This is a genomic window from Pedobacter sp. UYP24, assembly GCF_054057295.1.
The window spans coordinates 356,450-380,224 of the sequence record NZ_JBSRZD010000002.1 but is presented as its reverse complement, the minus strand read 5'-3'; the positions used below and the strand labels follow the sequence as shown (position 1 = coordinate 380,224).

The following is a 23,775-nucleotide window of genomic DNA, read 5'->3' as shown; positions in this document are numbered from 1 at the left end:
TTGTGGCTAGAGCCTTTTGAGATGACAGCGGAGTTAATGCAGCGCCTCGAAGATAAAAAACTCATCATCCGTTTATCGCCTGGTAGCCATGACCTTGAAGTGCCGGAGGGTGAAACAAAGTGTAAAGTATTGTACACCCCTCTCGACGGTTATGGTCCGCATAAAATAATGAGCGTAACTGTAAACCGCATTGGTTTTCAAGAATTTGGCACACATCCGGATAACGAGGATTTTTATATGATAGGCGGTGGGCCGCTAACTAAGCCGTTATATCTGGTAATTGCATTATGCTTAAAGGACGAGCTTAATGAAAAAGTAAAGAAGAACCAAGTATCAGCAGCAGATTTTGTAGCATTAAAGGTAAAATACAATGACCCGCAAGTCAGTTTTTTTACTATGCTTAAAAATGTACCGCACGGCGAGTCGATTGGTGCCGGTATTGGCAAACCAGCATCCTTTTATGTAACGGAATCGCGCGATATGACTGATGTTGATACCGCTATGGGAGATTATGAACTTATGATAAAAGAATAATACCCCTCATTGTGATAAAGTATCTGAGCGAGTATTATTCTACATTTAGATTAGCCGTTATTCAATACATTAAGTTGCTTTATTTTTCTTCCGCCAATCAATAATATCGCGCAGGCAATAATAGAGCAGGTAGTCATAATGACCAGCATGGGCACGATTGATTTTACATCAAATAATCCGATACCTACAGATGCCAGTGCGCCAAGACCCATTTGTATGGCACCCATTAGTGCAGAAGCACTGCCGGCATTTTTAGAAAATGGGGCGAGTGTCAGGGCCGAAGCATTCGGACTAACAAATCCAAGGCAACATAAAAACTCAAACAACAGGAATATCGTGGTAGCTAAACCAAACCAACCATTAATACCACCGATAAGGAAAAAAACAATAGTGATTACCTGTGCAATCATGGCGTAAATAATAATTTGTTCGCTTTTGAATTTCCTTAGTAGTAAGGTGTTTACCTGACTGGATCCGATAAAGCCTATGGAAAGCAGGGCAAATATCCACCCATAAGTTTCTTCATTAACCTTAAAAATATCCATAAAAAGCAGTGGTGATCCTGATATGTAAGCAAAGAGACCTGCAAATGCAAAAGCTCCTGTAAAGGCATAAGTGTAAAACTGAGGCTCACGGATTACTGCAATGAAGTTCTTTAAAATGGGTTTAGGTTTTAAAGACATCGATGTATCTGGTTTATAAACCTCTGGAAGCCATAGCCAACTTCCAATCAGGTTAAATACCCCTATCCCCAGCAGAATAAGAAAGATGGTGTGCCAGCCGAAGGTTGCAGTGATGTAACCGCCTAGTGTTGGCGCGATCATAGGTGAGACTCCCAGCACAAGCATCAGGAGTGCAAATACTTTTGCGCTGTCTTTTACTGGGAAAAGATCTCTAACCATCGCCACTGCCGCTACAGTTGCCGCACAACTACCTATAGCTTGTATAAATCTCAATGTAATTAATGCATCTATTGTACTGGCAAACATGCAGCCTGCAGAAGCAATAATGTAAATTACCAAACCTGCGTACAATGGTTTTTTTCTACCAAAACGATCCAGGAGTGGGCCATACAACAGCTGTCCGGCAGATATGCCAATAAAAAAACTGGAAAGCGATAGCGCTACTTTAGCAACACTGGTGTCAAGGTCCTTCGCAATTGCAGGGAAGCCAGGCAGGTACATGTCAATTGAAAAAGGGGCAAGAGCGGTCAAAGAGCCTAGTACAAGGATCAGTGAGAGATACTTTTTATTTGTCATTAGCACAAAGATAGGATTTGAAATCGTTAGCTTTACACTATGCATACTTTCAAATTTAAAACAAACATTAAATGCGATGCATGTATCGCAACAGTAACTCCATATTTAGATGCTTTAGGCACTATTGATACCTGGAAAGTGGATCTTCAAGATCCTGACCGGATGCTTAGCATTGAAACTGAAGAACCTTTAAATCCAAAAGAAGTGATTATGCTGTTAGACCAGGTAGGATATCACGCAGAAAAAATATAATCTTGCACGTAAAGAATATGGTTTCTCTATAGATGAGATTTCAATAATTGAAAAAGCACGCTCAAATAATGCCGGTTTATAAACACTATTCTTTTGACCTTTGGCTAACCTTAATCAAGTCTAATCCTACCTTTAAAAAGGAGCGGGCCAGGTATTTTCATAGCAAATTTAATTATACGGATAAATCTCTAGAAGAGGTTACCGCAGTATTCAGGAAAGTTGATTTGATGGTGAACAGCATTAATGAAAAGACCGGAAAGAATATTGATGCAGAAGAAATGTACCTCATGGTAATCAGTATCATTAACGGTTTTGCTACCGTATTTTCTGATGTTGACGTAGATCAACTTTACCAGGATATGGAAGATCTCGTTCTGGATCATTTACCTGATGTTTACTGTTCCAATAGTTTAAATGTGCTAAAGCAAATTCGGGAAAATGGCGTTAGTACCACAAGCTTGCTCAGCAATACTGGCTTTATTAAAGGAAGAACCCTTCGTAAAATATTAGATCAGCTGGGGATTGCTGATCTACTGGACTTTCAACTTTATTCTGACGAAGTAAGGATGTCTAAACCAAATCCTCAGTTTTTCCAGCTGATGCTGGATTCAATTGATCGCCAAAAGCACCGCGAAATTAAACTTCATGAGATTATACATGTGGGCGATAATGTGGAAGCCGATCATAAAGGCGCAGAAAAATTAGGCATCAAAACATTGATCATCAATTCGAATCATCTCACCATAAGTCAACTTATTTTATGATACCTTATACCTATTCCCTCCATAAAATAGATAACCCTAATAATTTTGGCTTCGATGCCGACGATTACAGCAGATTTAAATTTGGCGATGATTTAGTAGCGAAATCATTTGGAAAAGACCTGGCAAATGGATTCATCAAGGATTTCATGGAAGATAGTAATCTTAATGAGCAAATTGTGGTGATATCCAGTCCTTATTGCTTTATTCCAACTGCCACATTTGCCATGAAGAACTATTTTGTGTATCAGTTAAACCACTGGCTTGCAGAAAATAACCGACTGGTGGTACAAGAAGCAAAAATCCACCGGACCATTACTTACAAAGAAGACTATGGTGAATTGAATGCAGAAGACCGGTTAAAGTTGATTGGAAATGATTCTTTTCATATTGATAAGGATTTCCTGAAGGATAAAGTACTCTTCTTTCTGGATGATATTAAGATTACCGGAAGTCACGAAAAAATGATCCTTAAAATGGCTAAAGAGTATGGCCTGAAAAACAATATTTTTATGCTTTATTTTGCAGAACTTGTGAACAGCGAGATACATCCGAAGATAGAGAATTTTTTAAATTACCACTGCATTAAAAGTGTGTTTGATCTGGATGCGGTGATTGAAAGTGGTAATTTCTGTTTTAATACCAGGATTGTTAAATATATATTAAATTGCGATTTCAATAGCTTTAAAATCTTTCTGGGTCGCCAGAATGATGAATTTGCACAGGATTTATATAACCTCTCCCTGGGTAATAGTTATCATTTGATAGAGAGCTATAACGAGAACTTTGATTTTTTAAAAAACTATATTATTAATAAAAACTATAAATTAATATAACATGGCCATTAACTTACAAAAGGGGCAACGCGAAAACATAGATGCACCTAAATTTACCATAGGTTTGGGTTGGGATACCAATAGTTCAACTACTGGAAGTGCATTCGATTTAGACGCATCCGTTTTCATGTTGGATCAAAATAAAAAACTGGTGTCTGACGAGCATCTGGTATTCTATAATAACCTAAAATCCCCGGATGGTGCTGTGGAGCATACTGGAGATAACCTTACCGGAGACGGGGATGGAGATGATGAACAGATCAAAGTTGATTTGACGAAAACTGATGGTCGCGTTTCTGAAATCTGCGTTGTGGTAACCATCCATGAGGCAGAAAGCAGGAGACAGAATTTTGGACAGGTTAGAAATTCTTATGTGCGTATTTTTGATTCGGTTACCAACGAAGTGCTATTGAAATATGAACTGGAAGAAGATTTTTCTATTGAAACTGCTGTAGAATTTGGCAGAATTTATAAGCGCGAAGGGAAATGGAAGTTTGAGGCAGTTGGGGTAGGTATGAAGGGTGGCCTTCAGGATTATTTAAACAAATATCAATAAGACATTATGGCAATTAATCTTCAAAAAGGACAGCGCATCAGTCTGGAGAAAACAAACGGAAGTAAACTTCAGAACATTTGTGTAGGCATCAACTGGGGTGCTATAGAAAAGAAGGGTTTATTTGGCTTTGGTAAAACAAAAGAAGCGGTAGATCTTGATGCCAGCTGTGCATTGTATGGCGAAGCAAAAAATTTAACAGAAGTAGTCTATTTTGGGAACCTTGGTTCTAAAGATGGAGCTATAAAACATAGCGGTGATGACTTGACGGGTGATATGGGTGGTGATGATGGTCTTGATAATGAGGTGATCACCCTAGATTTTTCGAGGTTAAGCAGTAGTGTAAACTATGTTGCATTTGTATTGAATAGCTTTAGAGGTCAGGATTTTGGTACTATTCCCTTTGCATCCATCAGGATTTATGAGGGAACTCCAAAACGTGTAAATGAAGTGTTCGCAACATACGACATTGCCAATGGATCAGGTTTTGCTGGTCATGTTTCGATGGTACTGGGTGTGTTTTATAAAAAGAATGACGAGTGGAAATTTAACGCAATTGGCGAGCCAACCAAGGACAAAAAATTGGAAGAAACTGTTAAAACTGTAACACAAACTTATCTGTAAGATCTAATTCCTGATCAAAATAAAACTATGGAAACCAACCAAAATGAAACCCAATCCATTACTCCGGTTAAACTGGATAAGGACGGAAATGTAAATCTTACGGTAATTACTCCGGAAGAGGAAACTAAATACAAAGAGATCGGGAAATCACTAGAACCTTCTGATGTTAATTCTATATTGAACTATGGATCTGATGCACAGAACTCTATGGAGAAATATAGTAATGATTTTCTTTCATCAGTGCGTACTTACAATAGTGGTGAAGTAGGTGGTTTGATTAATGAATTGTTAACGGAGTTAAATTATATTGATGTTGGTGAGCTAGAACAAACTGGCATTAAAGGTTTTCTTTCTAAGATCCCTTTTTTAAAGAATTTGTTTGTTGATGTTAAGAAGCTTTTTCAAAAATATGATGTGGTAATCAATAACGTTGATAAGATCACAAACAAAGTTAAAGCAGGCCGCTTAAATTCCATAAAAGACAACAGCTCATTACAAACGATGTTTGATAGTAATGTGGGCTATATTCATGATATGGAAGAATTGATTATTTCAGGTCAGCTTAAGTATAATGAACTTGGCTTAAAGCTTGCCGAAATGGAAGGCAGACCCGCAGATTACCAGGATTATGAGATTGCCGACTTGCGGGATTTTCTAAGCAGGCTGGACAAACGATTGGCTGATATGAAGATTGTTAGATTTATTATGATCCAATCACTTGCACAGATTCGTGTGGTTCAAAATAACAATACTTCGATTGCAGAAAAGGCACAATCCATAGTATCCACCACAATTCCTGTGTGGAAGAACCAGTTAACACTTGCTGTGGCACTACAAAGGCAAAAGGCCAATGTAGAAATGCAGAAAAAGATATCGGATACTACGAATACCATTTTGCAGAAGAATGCAGATATGCTGAAACAAAATAGCATCGATGTAGCCAGGGAAAATGAGAAAACAGTAGTTTCAATTGAGACTTTGAAGATGACTACACAATCGCTAATTGAAACCTTGAATGAGGTTAAACAGATCCATGAAGCTGGCGCGCAAAGCAGAAGGGTACTGGATGGCGAACTTAAAACCCTTGAAACAGAACTGAAAAAGAACGTTACCCGCGTTAATTAATTTTAACAGATGGATGAACGCCGTGCAAATATATTAAAGGCATCACGCACAGAGATCAGCCGATTACAGCTGCTCTCTGTGTTCTTTGAAGAAGAAGCGCTTTATAAGATATTTTTACGCAGCCAGGTGATCCACCAGATGTTCGAGAACAATGAAGATCTGGACATTGATAAACTGGAGATTTTCCATATTCAATTTACAGCCAGCTTGATCGAGCTTTTAAAGAAGATCAAGAAAAATAATGAAAAGAATGTTAGCCTGATTTACGACGAGGTTAGCCTCAACAAAGAGTTGATTGAAAAAGTGGGCAGCTCGATATTTAATGAGAAGAATTTTAACCTGGATAAGCAGCAGCAGTCGCTCAAGATTAACTTGTCGCTCAGGAAGTTGTTCCAGGTGCTTTCAGATCAAACAGAAGAATTTCCTTTTTCTAACCACATCAACTCCTTTAGTTCCCGCTACGCGGGAGACTTCTATTATGACATCAGTTCTGCTCAGTTGGGTCAGCTGATTGATTTCGCACCTAAAGACATGTACGTCAATACCCATGCAAGTATACAAAAGAAGCTGATGGGTCAGTTGTGTAAATATGATTTTCGCACTGCATTTTATTGCGGTTTGAAATCTGGGCAGCTAATTATTGAGGTTTATCAGTTTCTTGATCAAGAAAAATACTTTCTTTTCTTTCCCAGCAGGAACCTTTTCCTTTTCTGTGAACTGAAAGAACTTGAGGGAATTAACTTTACAAATAACCGGTCTGAAAAGGGAAGGATCATACAAGAGCTTTCTTATAAGAACGATACGCTGTCTAGCAGTGCTGCGGTATTAAAAACAAATATACCGCTGGAGATCGTAGCCCTGCTTAAAGAGAACTACCATAAAATATCTGATATCAACTTTATGGATCACCTTAACAATTACGATGTTCAGGCCAATATTTTAAAAGCGATGCTTAAAACCGATCTTTTTTAGCATTTTTAGACAAAAATTAAGATACAAACGAGTAGAACAAAAATATAAATGGATAATAATTTAATCAACCACCCTGGAGTAATAGTTGGATTTGCCGTATTGGTGTTTGTGATGCTACTGCTGGATCTTGGTGTATTTAACAAGAAAGTACATGCGGTAAGTAGTAAAGAAGCGGCGATATGGTCAGCAGTTTGGATCTCGCTATCCATGGCATTTAGTGGTGTGATTTATTATGTGTCTGGTTTTGAGAAATTCACTCAATTTCAGTCGGCATATTGGATTGAGAAGGCGCTTTCAGTAGATAATCTTTTTGTGTTTATTCTGGTCTTCGGCTTTTTTAATGTCCCTAAAGAGTTGCATCACAAGGTTTTGTTTTGGGGGATTATTGGCGCATTAATTTTTAGAGCAATATTTATTTTTGCAGGTGTAGGCTTAATTGACCTAACTTACCTGCCTGAAATGATGGTGCTTGGCCATTTGGTGCGCATTAATATTGTAATGATGATATTCGGTTTATTCCTAATCTATGCTGGAATAAAATCTGGAATTGATAGTGATGACGAAGACGAAGAAAAGGATTTTAGTAAAAGTGCTGGTGCGAGATTGATATATAAATTATTTAAAGTTAGTAAGGAATTTGATGGAGGTAACTTCTTCACCATTGAGAATGGTATTAAAATAGCCACCCCATTATTGGTAGTAGTTGCCGTTATTGAATTTACCGACATATTATTTGCTGTGGATTCTATACCTGCTATTTTTGCGATTGCACCAGATGATCCATTGATTCTTTATACCTCTAATATTTTTGCAATACTTGGACTCAGGGCATTATACTTCCTGCTGGCGAATTTTATACATATGTTTAGCCTTTTGAAATATGGTTTAGCAGTAATTTTATCTTTTATCGGTATTAAAATGGTGATTGCGCCGATTTATGAAATTTCCTCACCATTATCTCTTTCTATTGTTGGTGGGGTATTAATTCTGGCGGTAATTGCATCATTGCTTTTTGTTCCCAAGACAGCGGAAAATAAATAAATAATTGTTGATGAACGACACAATTAGTATACTAGGTTGCGGCTGGTACGGAATGGCACTAGGCAAAAAACTGGTAGATTTAGGTCAGGTTGTTAAAGGTTCAACGACTAGTAGAGATAAACTAAATACTCTGGAAGAAGCTGGTATTAATGGGTATATAGTAAATTTTGGAGCAGAGCAGGAGCAGTTCGATCCAGAATTCTTTAAATGTGATACCCTGATTATTTCGTTGCCACCACAAAGAAGTGCTGCCTTGCAAAGTGAATATCCACAAAAGATCAAAAGAATAGCAGCGACTGTAGAAGAGGCAGGTATTAAAAACGTACTAATGATCAGTTCTACTTCAGTTTATGGTGATGTGAATAGAGAAGTTGATGAATCAGACCCTTTAAATCCAGACACTGAGTCTGGCAAAGCGATTGTAGCAGCAGAGCAAATTATCCAAAGCTATAATGGGTTCAAAGTTACTTTGCTGCGGTTTGGTGGATTAATTGGTCCGGGTAGGAACCTGGCTAAGTTTTTTGCCGATAAGAAAGACATTACGAACGGACTTGCGCCCGTTAACCTTCTACATTTGGATGATTGCGTAGCCCTGAGCCTTCATGTCATTAATACAGGTTCATATGGCTTCACTTTTAATGCCTGTTCGCCAGATCATCCTTCAAGAAAAGAATTTTACACATTGGTGTCGGAAATCAGCGGCATGCTAAAACCGGATTTTTTAGAGGAACTAACTAAATGGAAGAAAATTAACGGTAACCTGGTAACAGGGCAGCTTAATTATAAGTATCTGGTAAACAAATGGTCTGATTTTTTGACTGCGGATAAGTTGTAAAATGAGATTGAGCTAGTGATTAAAATATTAACTTGCTTTACAATACGACAATACAAGCTATGAAATTAACGATTTGGGGGGCAGCACAGCAAGTAACAGGAAGTATGCACCTGCTGGAGCTTGAAGATTATAGAATTCTGATAGACTGCGGCTTAGATTATGAAAAGGAAACCTTTCAGGAAGAAAATCAATATTTTCCTTTCGATCCCACATCAATAGATCTTGTTATTCTCACTCATGCACATATAGATCATTCTGGCAATCTCCCTACCTTGGTACGTTTGGGTTTTGAAGGTCAGGTTCTTTCTACGCCACCAACAGCGGATTTAGCCGAATTGCTGCTACTGGATTCAGTAAATATTTTTATCAGTAAACAACATAAACACGCCAAGGGGAAACACCGCAGAACTTCCGGTCCGCAACCATTATACCTGCAAAAGCATGTAATGGAAACCATGGAGCGTTTTGTGACAATTGCATTTCATAAAGACTTTCGTATTAACGAGCAAGTTTCGGTAGAATTTATTCCAGTTGGTCATTTACTTGGCGCTGCAGCTGTAGTACTAACCGTAAAAGAAGCAGTTGGAACAAAGAAAATTGCCTTTACAGGAGATATTGGCAGGCAGAATTATCCCGTGCTTGTTAATCCAGGTCAAATTCCTCAGGTAGATTACCTGGTAACAGAATCAACTTATGGGGGCAGGGTGCATACTACAGATGTCACCTTGCAGGATAAATTGGTAGAAACCATAAATGAGGTTTGCGTAAAATTTCCTGGTAGACTTATTATTCCTGCCTTTAGTATTGGGCGTACCCAATCGCTAGTTTACAGTTTAAATAAAATCTTTAGCGAAGGTTTGTTGCCGCCTGTCAAAATATTTGTGGATAGTCCGCTGGCCAGTTTTGCTACCGACATCTATCGCAAGCATCAATCTTTACTGAATGAAGAATCTCAGGAGTTTTATAAGAAGAAAGGAGATGAGTTCGAGTTTGATGAGTTGACTTATGTTCAAGATAAAAAAGAGAGTCTGTCGGTTTCCAATTACCACGAGCCATGTATCATTATATCTTCAGCAGGAATGCTGGAAGGGGGTAGGATACAGGATCATTTGTATTATAATATTCAAAACTACTACTGTACTATATTATTTATAGGCTATTGTGCAAAAGGAACATTAGGTAATAGACTTTTGAGGGGAGATCCTATAGTTAGACTGAGGAATCGTGAACTTATGGTTTATGCAAGTATCAAACAAACAGATTTGTTGAGTGGTCATGGAGATCATAATGATTTGGTTAATACCGTTAAGCAACAAGATCAAAAAAAGATTACTCAGGTATTCTTAGTTCATGGAGAAATCAACAGCATGAAGTTGCTAAAAGAAGCTTTGGTAGAAGAGGGATATGAAGTTAGTATTCCTGAACGCGGACAAGTATTCGAGCTTTAGTATTTGGTCAATTGTAGTAAATAGTAGACAGGTAAAATAAGCTAATTTTAGATACATCAATTCTCAATTCATTTCATAAAACAACACTAAAGTGTTGATAATTAGATATTATTTTTATTAAATAGTTGGATAATCGCGTTTGGCAGGATTATTACTCATACTATTTTGTTCAGATCATATACTGAATAGATAATATCTAACTATAAAAATGATGAAATCAAAATTTACAAAAGCGGCACTTTTACTTTCCCTGGTTGGATTGTCGTCGCAACTATTTGCGCAACAAGATAGCGTAAGTTCAGCAGACAGGTTTTCAAAAAAGGATTTCCGTACTTGGTCTATCGGACTTAATGGTGGTATGTTAACCCATTACACACCATTTAATAACAGAACTAATGGTGACTTTAGTACTCCTTATGAAGAATGGGGATACGGAGGTTACATTAAGAAACAAATTGTTCCGGGATTCGGCTTACAGGCAGACTTTCTTGCAGGTAAAGTTAGAGGTGGAAGACCGAATGCAACCCCAGGAAGTTCTGCTACATTTACATCAAAGATTGAATGGTCTGCAGCTGTAACAGGAGTTTTTACTGTTGCTAACTTAAGTCTTAATCAAAAAAGGAATATCCTTTCACCTTACGCTAAGATAGGTGCAGGATATATGTCGTCAAGCGCAAACACTAATGCTACAGTAAATGCAGCTAACACTCCATATCAGCAGAACTGGTTTGTGCCAGTTGGTGCCGGTTTTAAATTAGGTGTATCTAAAGGCATCAACATTGACCTTGGTTATACTGTAAACTTTATGAAAGCACAAAACTTTGATGGTGTAATTGGAGGAGCTAATGACAGGTTCTCTTATGCACATGCAGGAGTAGAAATTGCTTTAGGGCGTAAAGGAACTTCCCAATTGCAAAACTATAGTGCAATTGCAGCATTACGTGAAGCAAGTGCAGCAGAAAGTGCAGAACTAAGAAGAGCGTTGGCGGCATCAGAAGATGCAGCTAGAAGAGATAGAGAAGCAGCAGCTGCAAAATATGCCCAGGAATTGGGAGATGATGATGCAGATGGAGTAGCTAATAAATTTGATAAATGTGCTGGTACAACTGCTGGAACTGTAGTTGATGGATCTGGATGCCCATTAAAAGCACCTGCTCAAGTAATAAGAGAAAAGATTGTAATTACAGAAGCAGACCGTAAAGTTGTTGATGAAGCCATCAGAAACTTGGAGTTTGATTTAGGAAAAGCAACTATTCGTTCTACTTCTTACGCAACTTTAAACAGAGTAGCTGCATTATTGGTAGAGAAAAACTTTAGCTTAAAATTAGCTGGTCACACTGATAACACGGGTTCAATGGCTTTAAATCTTCGTTTATCTAAAGATAGAGCAGAATCGGTTAAAGCATACCTGGTTTCACAAGGAGCAAATGCATCAAGAATTGAAGCAACAGGATATGGTCCAAACCAACCTATAGCTTCTAACAAAACTGCAGAAGGACGTCAACAAAACCGTAGGGTTGAGTTCTCATTGTTCTAGTAGTAAAAAATAATATCGATTGAAGAAGGCTGCCATTTATGGTGGCCTTCTTTTTTTTAAGCCAAACCAATAAGTAATTGGTTTGTTAATGAAGTAAAGAAACGATCATGGCAAAGCAAAGGACAAAAGATAACCTAATTAAGCATCCGGAAATTAAGATAGACGAATGTTTAAATTTAGGTTTGGATGCCGATCAATCATCCGAAGAGCAGTCTGGAGGCTATAACAATGACAATGACCAGATTTCAGGCAATAGCAATCATAAAGCATATTCACCATTAGATGGGAAATAGCAAGTTTGGCATCATTTTTTCTATACTATAAATAGTACACAATAAACTAAAAACCATGAAAAAGATATTTTCAGTATTAGGGATCGCAATCATGCTATCAGCATGTAGTAATAATGCAAAAGAGCAGGAGTTAGTTAAACAACAGGCTGTTGTTGCTGTTAAAGACAGTTTAAAATTAGATAGTTTTAGAAGAGTAGAAGCACTTAAAGTAGAAGACGAAAAAGTTGCTGCAAGAGTAAAAGAAGTTGCGAGAGTAAGAGAAGAAAAACGCACATTATTGCTTGCAGAGCGTAATGACGCTGCACCCGCACCGAGACATTATAGTGAAACTCAAATTACAACTAAGAAAAAAGGATGGAGTTCCGCTGCAAAAGGTACAGTAATAGGAGCTGGAGCAGGAGCAATAGGTGGCGCGTTAATCGATAAAAAACATGGTAGGGGCGCTATTGTAGGAGGTCTTGTAGGAGCAGGAGCAGGTTATCTGATTGGTCGTGATAAAGACAGAAAATCAGGTAGAGTTCAACCCCAAAACTAATTTCAATTACCTTATTTCTCGTATAGAGTCATTTAGTAAAATAAATGGCTCTATTTTTTTGCCAAAAGTGCATGATTTCTAAATTATCAAAACGAATTGTTGAAATATTTCGTATGTTCGTTAGGTATTAAATGGTTCCCTAAAAGACTAATAAAAATTTCAAATGGCTAAGAAGCAAATATTAGTTGTGGATGATGAAGTAAGCATACTAAAGCTGTTGAATTTTGTTCTGTCTAATGATTATGATCTGGTGATAAAAAACAGTGGCGTAGAAGCACTTACATGGTTAGAGGAGGGGAATTCTCCTGCACTCATACTGTCAGATTTGGAGATGCCCTACTTTGATGGAAGTTCATTTATTCATAACTTAAAGATCAGTGGTTTCTACAGAGATACGCCCTGTATAATTTTATCAGGAGCCACTAATTTGGAAGAACGAGTTTCTCAAATGTCTTTTACACTTGATGCCTATATACCCAAACCATTCAATCCTGTGCAGCTAAAAGAAGCTATTTCAAATGTTTTCAAAAAATATGAGTCCATTGGAAACTAACTACAACATGCAGAACAATCAACATTCTATAGCATTACTCATTTCTTCACCAACGTTTGAACATGAACTGCTACCACAGTTAAATTCGACTTTCATGGTTCATTCAGAATCAAATGTCAATTCGTTGGAAAGTTATTTAAAAGAACAATCGCTGTTTAGTTTGCCTGATGTTATCCTACTTGAAGTAGATGAGGAACTCAGGTGTTTTGAATTTGTACGAATGCTGAAAGCAAATGCTTTATTGAAAGGATTGGTTATCGTATTACTATCAAAAGAAAAAAAGCAAGAGGTGAGGAAGCTCGCCATGCAACACAAAGTAAATGATCTTTACATTTCACCTATTCCAGTAAAGGATCTTTGTGAGCGGATTGTTTTCCTGGTTAAGTTTAAGCTGATCAAACCGCAACTTGCAGATCTTTCCCAAATTGATTATAGTTACAAAATTCCAACGTTTAAACGCGCATTTGATATCGTAGTTTCAGGATCAGCTTTGCTAGTTTTGTCTCCGCTATTTCTCGTTGTAGCTGCTATTATCGCTGTAGAGTCAAGAGGCCCGGTGTTTTTTAAAAGTAAACGTGTAGGCACCGGTTACCGTGTGTTCGATTTTTATAAGTTCCGTTCCATGCGAATAGGAGCAAGCGCCGAGCTGAATAACTTCAGCGAGCTCAATCAATATAAAGGTGAGGATGCAGAAAAGAGCGTATTTGTTAAACTTAAGAATGACCCTCGTGTAACCAAATTCGGACAATTCATTAGAACTTATAGTATTGATGAATTGCCTCAGTTGCTGAATGTATTAAAAGGCGATATGTCTTTAGTTGGTAATCGGCCACTGCCTTTATATGAAGCAGAAATGCTTACTTCCAACGAGTGGACCATGCGTTTTCTCGGACCAGCAGGCTTAACAGGTCTATGGCAAGTAAGTAGAAGAGGTAAAGCAGATATGTCTGAGCGGGAGCGTAAGCGTTTAGATAATTTCTATGCCCAAAACCATTCCTTCTGGTTAGATCTTAAGATTTTAATGAAAACCTTACCGGCAGCAGTACAAAAGGAGAAGGTTTAATAAAACACTATTTGTCGTTGCAATTCTGTCTGGTGATGTTTACACCATTCAAAATAACATCAAACTCAGTACGTCTATTCAATTGTTGTAACTCTTCCGGACAAGGCACACCATCGTAGCATCTGTTAACTAATCGGGTCTTACCATAATATTCTACTTTGACACGAGAAGAAGAGATACCCCTCATAACCAAATAGGCTTTAGATGATTCTGCTCTTCTTAAAGATAAGCTCCTGTTGTAAGCTTCAGAGGCACGACTATCGCAGTGGCTTGAAGTGATTACAGTTATTTCAGGGTATTTATTCATTAATGCAACCAGCTCATCAAGTGCGGGTCTGGCATCAGATCTAATCTCAGACCTATCCAAATCGTAGTAAATGTTTTGGACTGCAAATACACGTTTAAGTGAATCGCAATTGTTCAGTACATATTGTTGTATGTTCTCAGTTTTAAACAGGTAGATGTCTTTTCTGATCACAGTATCTTTATCTATTCCAATAGACGATACGAAGCCAATCTGGTTTACATACCCTAATTTTTGTCCAATCAATTCATAGTCCATTTCTCTTGGTAATTCCCTGGAAAACTCTGCTTTTGCATTTGTACGTATGGTGTCAGTTCCATCCAGATGGCGCATCAACAACCTACTACCAGCCAAAGGAAGTTTGGTTCTACCATCCATGATCGTTCCTTTAAGCAAGATGACGTTAGACGATTTTTTAAAATTATAAATGTCATCATTACCTCTTCTGTTGGAACTCAAATATCCAGATTTTCCATCCGTAGCTCTGATCAAGCCAAAATCATCCTTAGAAGTATTAATTGGAGCACCCATGTTTTTAACGTCGCCAACCGGTTTCATTTCTTTTAACTGTACTTCAAATACATCAAGTCCGCCTAAACCAACATGACCTGTAGAAGCAAAGAATAGATCATCATTATTATCTAAAAATGGAAAAAGTTCGTTGCCTTCAGTATTGATCTTCTTACCAAGATTTATAGGTCTGGTCCATTGACCGTTGCCAGACTTTACGCAGTAATACAAATCAGAACCACCATAACTACCAGGTCGGTCAGATGCAAATATCAATATGTTTCCATCTTTACTTAAAGTAGGGTGACCGGTAGAGAATTCATCTCCGTTATATGGAAATTCGGTGATTTTACCTAAATCATTACCTGATACCGTATACATCTTTAATTTGTTAACCCCATCTTTGCTGGTGCGTGTAGTGCCTTTGTAATAATTGTTACGCGTAAAGATGATGGAACCATCTGGGAATACTGCTGCAGAACCATCATGATATTTTGAGTTAAGCGCCCCTTTTAATAACGACAGATTAAGATCTTTCTCAAGAATCAAACCAAGGGTGTCACGTTCCAGGGAAGTACTGTAATTTCCTATTGTTTTAGTGTCATTACTAGTAGGGGCAGTATCATCATCATTAAAGCGATAATTTTTACTGTTGCTACTTTGAGCAATAGCCATAATGCTATCAGGATCAACAACCTTTATAGATTTAAGAGTTGGAATGGTATACAATTTAGAGAATGGGGTATTGTCCCACTGAAAAATCCTTCTAGCGATTTTTTTTGTAGATCTATTGCTGCTAAATAACAAACCATCCTTATAATAAATAGGAGAGTAATCAGAACCCTGAGAGTTCAAGTTTGTAAAACCCACTTTCCAGTTTCCAATGTTTTTGCTAAGCAGGCCAAGATTAGAACTTGCAAAAGCAGCAGCACGTTTATCCGTCGGAATTAACGTGTAATACTTTCTATAAGCTGCCTCAGATCTCTCATATTGCTGATTGTTAGCAAGAGCTTCTGCGTAGAAAAGAAACCAGTCTGGCTTAGGATTGCTTTGTTTGGTCAATTTTTCATACCAATACATAGCCTCCACATAGTTTTTAATCATCTTATAGCTATAAGCTATCATTTCTTGCGCCTTCACATTCGTGGTATCCGTATTTACTATTGGGCTTAATTCTTTGATTGCAGAAACATAACGAAGGGCGTTAAATTCTGCCGAAGCCTTAGTTAGATCTGCTTCTTTCTTTGTCTGAGAAAAAGCCGGGCCAATGGCTATAATTAAAAATAATGAAAGCGTGAGCGCTTTATAGATTATGCAATTCCTCATAGTTAGAAGTATCTTGGAGATAAAATTTTACCACTACTAAAGCCAAATTCGTACCTCAGCATAATTTCATGACTACCAGAATTAAAGTTTCTTAATGCTGTTGTGCTATAATCATAGCTATAACCAATCCTGATTTGAGGGGAAGCCTGAATTTCTATAAGTCCTGCAACATCAGCGCTGGTACGGTATTGGGCACCAATACCTATAATATCTTTAATCCACAGTGTGGCATTCAGATCTCCTTCAATTGGCGCACCTTTTACACCTTTAATAAGAAAGGAAGGTTTGAACTTATAATCATCACTTAATGCGAACACATAACCGCTGGAGAAGAAAACGTGCATGGCCTGGGTATTTCTGAAATCAGAATTATTGGAAGAATAATCAGTAAGCCTGTTCTTAACAAGATCTTGTACAGACAGGCCAATAAAAAACTTATCAGAGTTATAATAAACACCTGTTCCAAAATTAAATAGTACCTTATTCACATTATAGGCAAATGCGGGGTCAAAGTTATTCGTGGTCAAATTAACGCTATTATAATCTGCACGAAATTGATTAATGTTACCCTGAAGTCCGAACGCTAATGTTCCCTGATCCATTCTGATCCTGTAGGCACCACTAATCACTGCACCTGTAGTCTGAGTTACACCCAGTTTATCAGAAAAAAGCTGTAAACCAACACCAATCCTTTTGTCTAAAATAGGAGCATCCAAAGTAAGTGTGCCAGTTTTAGGTGCGCCATCAATACCTGTCCACTGGTTTCTAAATAGGGCAGTTGCAGATGTTACGTTCCTGCTTCCTGCATACGCAGGGTTAATTGCCAGCGTATTGAACATGTACTGGGTGTACATGGCATCCTGCTGCGCTTTTGCTCCGAAGAAAGAAACTAAAAGGCAGGTAGTAAGTATGATTTTATGTATTCGTTTCATGTTATCTGTTGATTGTAAGAACACCCACTTTTCTATCTGCTCCATCTATAGTGATCACGTAATAATAAGTACCAACCGGAACTTCGTTACCAACGTAAATACCTTCTGTTGTTTTACCATCCCAATTGTTTTGATAGTCTTTAGAATGGTAAACTCTGTTGCCCCATCTATTAAATACTTCCAGGTTGATTGCCTTACCTAAAGCATTCTCTATTACGAAGAAATCGTTAATACCATCACCGTTAGGAGAGAACCCCCCAGGGATTTTAAATAATCCTTTTGTTAAGGTTACACTGGTAAGTTCAGATGGTGAAATGTCACCTGCAACAACTGGATCCGGATTGAAACCATTTGTAGATTGGTCATTCACTACCGTACCGTCGCTTGCAGAAGCACCCTGTGTTGTAGCAAAGTTTAGATAAGTACCATCTTTTTCAAGGATAATTTTTACCTCCATATCTACCGTTTGTTTAGACGTTGGAGCCATTGAACTTGTAGATAACAACATGTTTAAAGCAGTATTTCCATTATAGCCTTGGTTTATAAATAATCCACTGGTTGGAGAAGTTGTAACGCTTATAATTTGATATGTGGCACCTGAAAAGGCCAAGCTTAAATTATCGCCTAAGCTTATATTTTTTATCGCTACGTCCCCGTAATTGACCAAAGTAAAGCGATAGATCAAATTATAAGTGCCATCAGAGTTTCTAATTGTACTTATCAGCGCTTTAGCCAAACCAATTTTTGCAGGTGAAGAAATTGTTGCATTTACAGTAGCTGGAAGAGACTCATTCCCATTTGCATCTCTAATGATGTAGGTAAAATCGTCCGGGCCACTGTATCCTACATTCGGCGTATAGATAGGGAGACCAGTAATAGGATCAGTTGTGATTGTACCATGTTTTGGAGGTGTGCCAATTATATATGATCCTCCAGTAGGAATGGAAATTGGAACCACAATTGGTTTATCCTTTATTACAGGTAAATTAATTGATGGTGCTATCAATATCGTAGCTGTAGTTGGAGTAGAAGGTGTAACATCGCCTGCTGTAATAGGGTCAGGGGTTAAACCATTGGTAGAAACATCTGTAGTAGATGATCCATCGCCAGTAGATAAACCAGTTGCTGTGGCTGTGTTATTAAACGTTCCACCAGTTTGTCCAGCTGCAATTATTACATCAAGTTCAACTTGTTCTTTAAAGTTGGGGCTAAGTGTACTTGTAACAAGCAACATTTCTTTTACTGTTCCGCCATTAAATGTGGTATTCACCCTTAGTGTTCCAGAGGCAGCCAGTTTAGTAATGGTAAAAGCTTTTCCTGGGAAAGCTGTAGCAAGATCGTCGGTGATGCTTAGATTTTTGATTGCTATATCGCCATAGTTTACTACACTAAATAAGTAGGATAGTTTGTAACTGCCGTCAGCGTTTCTAGTATTAGATATTAAAGCTTTCGCAAGACCCACTTTTGCAGGTTTAGTAACTGTAATGGTTACTGTGCCAGGAGTTGAGCTATTACCCTGAGGATCTTTTATCGTATAAACAAATGAATCTGGTCCGGAATACCCTGGAGTAGGTGTGTAAATAGGACGACCAGTAACCGGATCTGTTGTTATGGTACCATGAGTAGGTGGAGTAACGATTGTATATGATCCTCCAGTCGGAATAGGTATACCGATTACATTAGGAGCACTAGTAGGGACAGTTATAGTAAGGTTTGGAGCAGGAACTATTGCGCTGATTGTAACATTTACTGTAATTGGATCAGACTCAATACCATCACTAGTCCTTAGTTTATAGGTGAATATGTCTGTTCCCAGGTAGCCTGTTGTAGGTACGTAAACAGCATTTCCTGAAGCATCTATAGCAACTGTACCATGTCCAGGATTTGAAACTAAAATTGGCGTTGTCCCAGCTTTGCTCAAATCGTTGTCTTTAACAACAATCGTTACAGCTGTATTTAAAACTGTTATAGCGTTATCGGTACTCCCAACAGGCTTAACATTTACAGTGACTACAATAGGGTCAGACTCTACACCATTTACGTCACGCAATTTATAGGTGAAGGTATCTTTTCCAGAAAACGCACTTGCAGGCGTGTATATAGGTGTACCAGAACTATTTAATACTACAGTTCCATTAGTTGGATTACTTGCCAATACCACTGTTGCTCCAGGACTACTTTGATCGTTATCTTTTACTGGGATAGTAACCGGTACATTTGCTGTAGTATTAGCGATATCAGGAGATCCACTTGGTTTGGAAGTTAAGTTTACAGTTATTGGATCAGATTCTAGACCATCAGGAGTCCTAAGTTTGTACGTAAATGAGTCTGTACCCGTAAAACCTGAATTTGGTGTATAAGTTACTATTCCATTTGGACCAACCACAACCGTTCCCTGGGTAGGAGGTGTAGCAATTACCACTGTAGTATTCAGTTTTGCTGGATCATTATTTTTAACATCTATAGGGGTTGTTCCGGTTACATTTCCTATGTTATCCGTAATACCTGTTGGCTTAACATTGACTAACACTGTTATTGGGTCAGAATCAAAATTGTCTGCTGTTTTTAAAGTATAGGTAAACATAACCTTGCCAGAGAATCCATTTGCAGGAGTAAATAAAACATCTCCTCCTGCATTAACAGATGCTGTACCGTTAGAAGGTTGAGCACCTAATATTACAGTAGACCCTGCCTGACTAAGATCATTAGCCTTAACAGGTATAGTTATTGGTGTATTTAAAAGCGTTGTTACCTCATCGTTGCTGCCAAGTGGTTTTGTGCTTATATTAACAGTGATCGGATCTGAATTTGTACCATCAGCTGTTTTCAATAGATAGGTAAAACTATCAGAACCAGAATAATTTGTTGCAGGGGTGTAAGTTATAACTCCTGCAGGACTAACAGCTATTGTACCATGTGTTGGGGTAGTATTTGCTATAACAGTTGTTCCAATTTTAGTGAGGTCATTATCTTTCACTGGTATCGCTACAGGGGTATTAACAGGGGTAAAGATATTGTCTGAGGTTCCAACTGGTTTAACATTTACCGTTACCAGAATAGGATCTGAATCCGTTCCATTTGCATCCCTTAAAACATAATTAAATTGAATAATGCCGGCGAATGTACTTGTTGGCGAATAAACTGGATCTCCAGAAGCATTTAATGTCAATGTTCCATTGGCGGGTACACCTTGTAAAACCACAGTTGTTCCTATTTTACTCTGGTCATTGTCTTTTACAGGAATCGTGACAATCGTGTTTGCTGGAATGCTTATCACATCTGGAGATCCAGCAGGCTTGGATGATAAGTTTACAACAATTGGATCTGAAATTAATCCATCTGGTGTTTTTAGTACATAAGTAAAAGTATCATTTCCTGTATAACCTGGATTTGGAGTGAATGTGATGATGTTAGAAGCATTTACTGTAACAGAACCTTTCGTCGGGTTACTATTTATTTGAACTACGGTGTTCGTTTTGCTGACATCATTTATTTTCACATCTATATTAACTGGAATGGTGTTTACAGCACCAACATTATCTGTTGTACCTGCTGGTTTAATGTTTACCACTACAGCTATCGGTTCTGATTCAAATCCATCAAGTGTCCTTAAGATATAATTGAAATTATCTTTTCCTGAAAAACCATCGTTAGGTGTGTACGTGACCACGCCAGATGCATTTACGGAAAACGTTCCGTTTAGCGGTGGATTGTTTAATATGACAGTAGTGTTGGTCTTGCTCACATCATTGTCTTTCACTGCTATTGGTATCGCGGTGTTGGTAGGCGTGGTTACTTCATCAGGAGACCCAACAGGTTTAATAGAGATATTTACGGTTATTGGATCAGAGTTTACTCCATCTGTTGTTTTAAGCAAATAGGTAAAACTATCCTGCCCTGAAAATCCTGAGTTTGGCGTATAAACAGCGACGTTGTTGGCATTGACTATCACATTTCCATTAACCGGATTTGTATTGATACCAACTGTGGTACCCACTTTACTTAAATCGTTATCCTTTACTATTACACTTGCGGAAACATTAATTGGTGTAATAATATTGTCGTTTGTCCCAATTGGTTTAACATTTAAGCTCACAAGTATAGGATCAGAGTCTAGGCCATCTGCAGTCCTTAAAAAGTAAGTAAATGAATCCTTACCTGAATAACCAGGATTTGGGGTAAATAAAACAACTCCATTTAAATTGGTTGTAACTATACCATTTAATGGATTTGTAGTTACAATTACAGAAGTGCCAACGCTACTTAAATCATTGTTTTTAACCACAATCGTTAAAGGTTGGTTGGTAAGTGTTGTACCAGAGTCAACCGTACCAAGTGGTTTAACACTTACAGTGACTGTAATTGGATCGGATTCAATATTGCCTGAATTTTTAAGTTTATAAGTAAATACATCACGGCCACTAAATCCAGTTGCTGGTGTGTATACAATAGTCCCGTCATTGTTAATGATAATGGAACCATGTGAGGGACTCGTATCAGAAATTACTGTAGCACCATTTTTATCTGGATCATTTGCAAGTACGTTAATAGTTATAGGTGCATTCGTAATGGTGTTGGCATTATCGTTAAATCCAATAGGCTTCAAACTTACTCCAATCACAACGGTAGCAATATTGGACTCAGCACCATAATTATCTTTGATGGTATAGGTAAAAGAGTCAGAACCAGTATACCCATTATTAGGTCTATATATCACTTTTCCTGTTACCAAATCTACTACCAATGTGCCATTTTGAGGCTGTGTTTTTATTATTAGAGAGCCCTTATCAATAGTAGTATTTCCATCAAGATCAGTATCGTTGTCTAAAACAGGAATAGTAATGTCTGTGTTTAGGTTGGTGCTAATATTTTCATTAACGGCGACAGGTCTGTTATTAACTGTAATTTGTACATCATCGCTTGATTCGCAACCACTTGAGTTTCGAATGGTCCAACGGAAAACATAGATTCCACCAATTAAGTTATTGATAAATGTGTTTTTATTCGTTGGGTTCGTGAAAGTTGCATTACTTGGGCCTGAAACTTGCGTCCACGAGCCAGTATAACCAACATGCTCACTTCCTTCAAGGGAACTACTTGCAGGATTAGTTGAGATATTTGCTATTTTATCTGGTCCAGCAACCGGATAAACAGTAGGATCTGAATAGTTTAGTGTAATTGACGCTGAATTTGATTCTTTACCATAGCTATCTTTAATAGTATAGTTAGCTGTTACAGGTCCAGTAAATATTGCTGAAGGGGTAAAAATTATATTTCCGTTCTGCGCAACGGCAAAAGTGCCTTTTCCGTTAACAGGAAAGGTATTTTGTATGCCATTGATATTTGGATTTAAATCTATTTGGCTATTAATCAACACAGCTCCGGCATTGTCTGTTCGGTCATTTAGAGATACATCGAACGTGGCTATATTACCTGTACATGCTGCAAAAACATCATTTGTTGCTACTACTGGTAACAGTGAGTTAGAATTGTAAACTTCAATCGCTACGTTCCTAACCTCATGGTAATTTGTTTGGTCTCCAGTAGAAGATGCAAAACCATATCTTAAGTTGGCTGGAGCGGCCTCAGGGTAATAATAATTACTAATAACAGTAGCAGTTGTTAATGTTTGGCCCCCTCTAGTTATCTTGACAGTGATGTTGTAACCACCTGCTGGGTTCGGTTCCATTTCCATCAAAACCTTTCTATATCCAGGTGAACTTGATAACGATTGTCTTTGAATTCCATCCCCAACCAACGAAAATCCTGAGTTAGAAACTAAAGATGTAGTTAAAAATTTATAATTATCTTGAGTTAATGAGGAACCATCTCCTTTTCCTCTCAAAGTAACTGATCCTGGAAACTGACCGGTTCCACCTTGCCTACCTTCATTTGGATTAGAGAAATTACCAAACTCATCAAGACCAATTGCCAGGTAACCTTTACTAACTCCAGGTGAGATGGGGTTAGTAGTATTAATCTGCGCGTATCCGAGTGATCCACCAAACCCGCCAATAGTAAAAGGATCAGCTGTTGCATCAAAAAGAAAAAAACTAATGCCATCTGCACCTGTTCCACCATAAATATAGTATTCAAACTCAACTCTTAAGCCGTTATTAGATGGAAAGTTAGAATTGCTAAATACATATCCTTTTTGATTTTTAATGTTATTAGTTAGGCGTAAATAGCCCTGTCCAACGGGATCAATTGGATTGCCGCCTGTAACAGAGCTTCCAGAGGCAGTTAAAAACGCCGAAGGTGCGCCACCAAAAGTAACTCCAGGAGCAGTTGCGGCTCTAAAACTCTCCATATAAGGAAATTGGGCAAAAACAGATAGAGTCGTAAATTGTAATATTAGAACAAGTACAAGATAACGTATAAGTTTAATCATATGTAGTTTTGAGATAATGCTTTAATATGCATACTATATTAACCAAAAATAGAGCCACCAAACATTAAAAGCTATTTTTTATTTCTAATTA

General features: G+C 37.9%; 20 protein-coding genes. 16 read left to right on the top strand and 4 right to left on the bottom strand.

Annotated features, from left to right (window positions below; all coding sequences use genetic code 11):
- The first annotated feature begins 21 nt into the window (after nt 1-21).
- Complete coding sequence (locus ACVWYN_RS06360) at nt 22-534, top strand: hypothetical protein (RefSeq protein WP_457287995.1); 513 nt, start codon at nt 22-24, stop codon at nt 532-534.
- A 50-nt stretch (nt 535-584) separates the two neighbouring features.
- Here ACVWYN_RS06360 and ACVWYN_RS06355 read toward each other — a convergent pair whose 3' ends face one another.
- On the bottom strand, nt 585-1,793 hold the full coding sequence (locus tag ACVWYN_RS06355; RefSeq protein WP_457287994.1) for a multidrug effflux MFS transporter: 1,209 nt from the start codon (nt 1,791-1,793) through the stop codon (nt 585-587).
- 39 nt (nt 1,794-1,832) lie between these two features.
- Here ACVWYN_RS06355 and ACVWYN_RS06350 point away from each other — a divergent pair, with 39 nt between their 5' ends.
- The 15 genes from ACVWYN_RS06350 to ACVWYN_RS06280 all read left to right on the top strand — a co-directional run bounded on the left by ACVWYN_RS06350 (nt 1,833) and on the right by ACVWYN_RS06280 (nt 14,221).
- Nucleotides 1,833-2,045, top strand: a complete 213-nt coding sequence (locus tag ACVWYN_RS06350; RefSeq protein ID WP_457287993.1) for a heavy-metal-associated domain-containing protein — start codon at nt 1,833-1,835, stop codon at nt 2,043-2,045.
- A 47-nt stretch (nt 2,046-2,092) separates the two neighbouring features.
- Nucleotides 2,093-2,809: an HAD family hydrolase gene (locus ACVWYN_RS06345; RefSeq protein ID WP_457287992.1), complete on the top strand. Its 717-nt coding sequence runs from the start codon at nt 2,093-2,095 to the stop codon at nt 2,807-2,809.
- Nucleotides 2,806-3,642: a phosphoribosyltransferase family protein gene (locus ACVWYN_RS06340; RefSeq protein WP_457287991.1), complete on the top strand. Its 837-nt coding sequence runs from the start codon at nt 2,806-2,808 to the stop codon at nt 3,640-3,642. The genes ACVWYN_RS06345 and ACVWYN_RS06340 overlap by 4 nt, the downstream gene beginning before the upstream one ends.
- A gap of 1 nt (nt 3,643) precedes the next feature.
- On the top strand, nt 3,644-4,198 hold the full coding sequence (locus ACVWYN_RS06335) for a TerD family protein (protein ID WP_457287990.1): 555 nt from the start codon (nt 3,644-3,646) through the stop codon (nt 4,196-4,198).
- Nucleotides 4,199-4,204: 6 nt separating this feature from the next.
- Nucleotides 4,205-4,819, top strand: a complete 615-nt coding sequence (locus ACVWYN_RS06330; protein WP_457287989.1) for a TerD family protein — start codon at nt 4,205-4,207, stop codon at nt 4,817-4,819.
- 27 nt (nt 4,820-4,846) lie between these two features.
- On the top strand, nt 4,847-5,944 hold the full coding sequence (locus ACVWYN_RS06325; RefSeq protein ID WP_457287988.1) for a toxic anion resistance protein: 1,098 nt from the start codon (nt 4,847-4,849) through the stop codon (nt 5,942-5,944).
- A 9-nt stretch (nt 5,945-5,953) separates the two neighbouring features.
- On the top strand, nt 5,954-6,916 hold the full coding sequence (locus ACVWYN_RS06320; protein WP_457287987.1) for a hypothetical protein: 963 nt from the start codon (nt 5,954-5,956) through the stop codon (nt 6,914-6,916).
- A gap of 48 nt (nt 6,917-6,964) precedes the next feature.
- The gene (locus ACVWYN_RS06315) at nt 6,965-7,957 is read left to right on the top strand and encodes a TerC/Alx family metal homeostasis membrane protein (protein ID WP_457287986.1); all 993 of its coding nucleotides are present in this window, start codon (nt 6,965-6,967) and stop codon (nt 7,955-7,957) included.
- Nucleotides 7,958-7,967: 10 nt separating this feature from the next.
- On the top strand, nt 7,968-8,792 hold the full coding sequence (locus ACVWYN_RS06310; RefSeq protein WP_457287985.1) for an NAD-dependent epimerase/dehydratase family protein: 825 nt from the start codon (nt 7,968-7,970) through the stop codon (nt 8,790-8,792).
- Between the two features lie 59 nt (nt 8,793-8,851).
- Nucleotides 8,852-10,240 (top strand): MBL fold metallo-hydrolase, encoded by a 1,389-nt coding sequence (locus tag ACVWYN_RS06305; protein WP_457287984.1) that lies wholly within the window; start codon nt 8,852-8,854, stop codon nt 10,238-10,240.
- A 211-nt stretch (nt 10,241-10,451) separates the two neighbouring features.
- Nucleotides 10,452-11,777, top strand: a complete 1,326-nt coding sequence (locus ACVWYN_RS06300; protein ID WP_457288368.1) for an OmpA family protein — start codon at nt 10,452-10,454, stop codon at nt 11,775-11,777.
- Between the two features lie 107 nt (nt 11,778-11,884).
- Nucleotides 11,885-12,070 (top strand): hypothetical protein, encoded by a 186-nt coding sequence (locus ACVWYN_RS06295; RefSeq protein ID WP_457287983.1) that lies wholly within the window; start codon nt 11,885-11,887, stop codon nt 12,068-12,070.
- 55 nt (nt 12,071-12,125) lie between these two features.
- Nucleotides 12,126-12,605 carry a membrane lipoprotein lipid attachment site-containing protein gene (locus tag ACVWYN_RS06290; RefSeq protein WP_457287982.1) on the top strand — a complete coding sequence of 160 codons (480 nt, stop codon included), beginning with the start codon at nt 12,126-12,128 and terminating at the stop codon, nt 12,603-12,605.
- A 163-nt stretch (nt 12,606-12,768) separates the two neighbouring features.
- Nucleotides 12,769-13,158 (top strand): response regulator, encoded by a 390-nt coding sequence (locus ACVWYN_RS06285; RefSeq protein WP_457287981.1) that lies wholly within the window; start codon nt 12,769-12,771, stop codon nt 13,156-13,158.
- Nucleotides 13,139-14,221 (top strand): sugar transferase, encoded by a 1,083-nt coding sequence (locus ACVWYN_RS06280; RefSeq protein ID WP_457287980.1) that lies wholly within the window; start codon nt 13,139-13,141, stop codon nt 14,219-14,221. The genes ACVWYN_RS06285 and ACVWYN_RS06280 overlap by 20 nt, the downstream gene beginning before the upstream one ends.
- A 7-nt stretch (nt 14,222-14,228) precedes the next feature.
- Here ACVWYN_RS06280 and ACVWYN_RS06275 read toward each other — a convergent pair whose 3' ends face one another.
- From ACVWYN_RS06275 to ACVWYN_RS06265, 3 genes are read right to left on the bottom strand one after another with little or no spacing between them, the layout of a single operon-like run.
- Nucleotides 14,229-16,361: an OmpA family protein gene (locus tag ACVWYN_RS06275; protein ID WP_457287979.1), complete on the bottom strand. Its 2,133-nt coding sequence runs from the start codon at nt 16,359-16,361 to the stop codon at nt 14,229-14,231.
- A 2-nt stretch (nt 16,362-16,363) separates the two neighbouring features.
- Entirely contained in the window at nt 16,364-17,293 is a 930-nt protein-coding gene (locus ACVWYN_RS06270; protein ID WP_457287978.1) for a PorP/SprF family type IX secretion system membrane protein, read from the bottom strand.
- A gap of 1 nt (nt 17,294) precedes the next feature.
- Nucleotides 17,295-23,603, bottom strand: a complete 6,309-nt coding sequence (locus tag ACVWYN_RS06265; protein WP_457287977.1) for an Ig-like domain-containing protein — start codon at nt 23,601-23,603, stop codon at nt 17,295-17,297.
- Nucleotides 23,604-23,775: the final 172 nt, after the last annotated feature.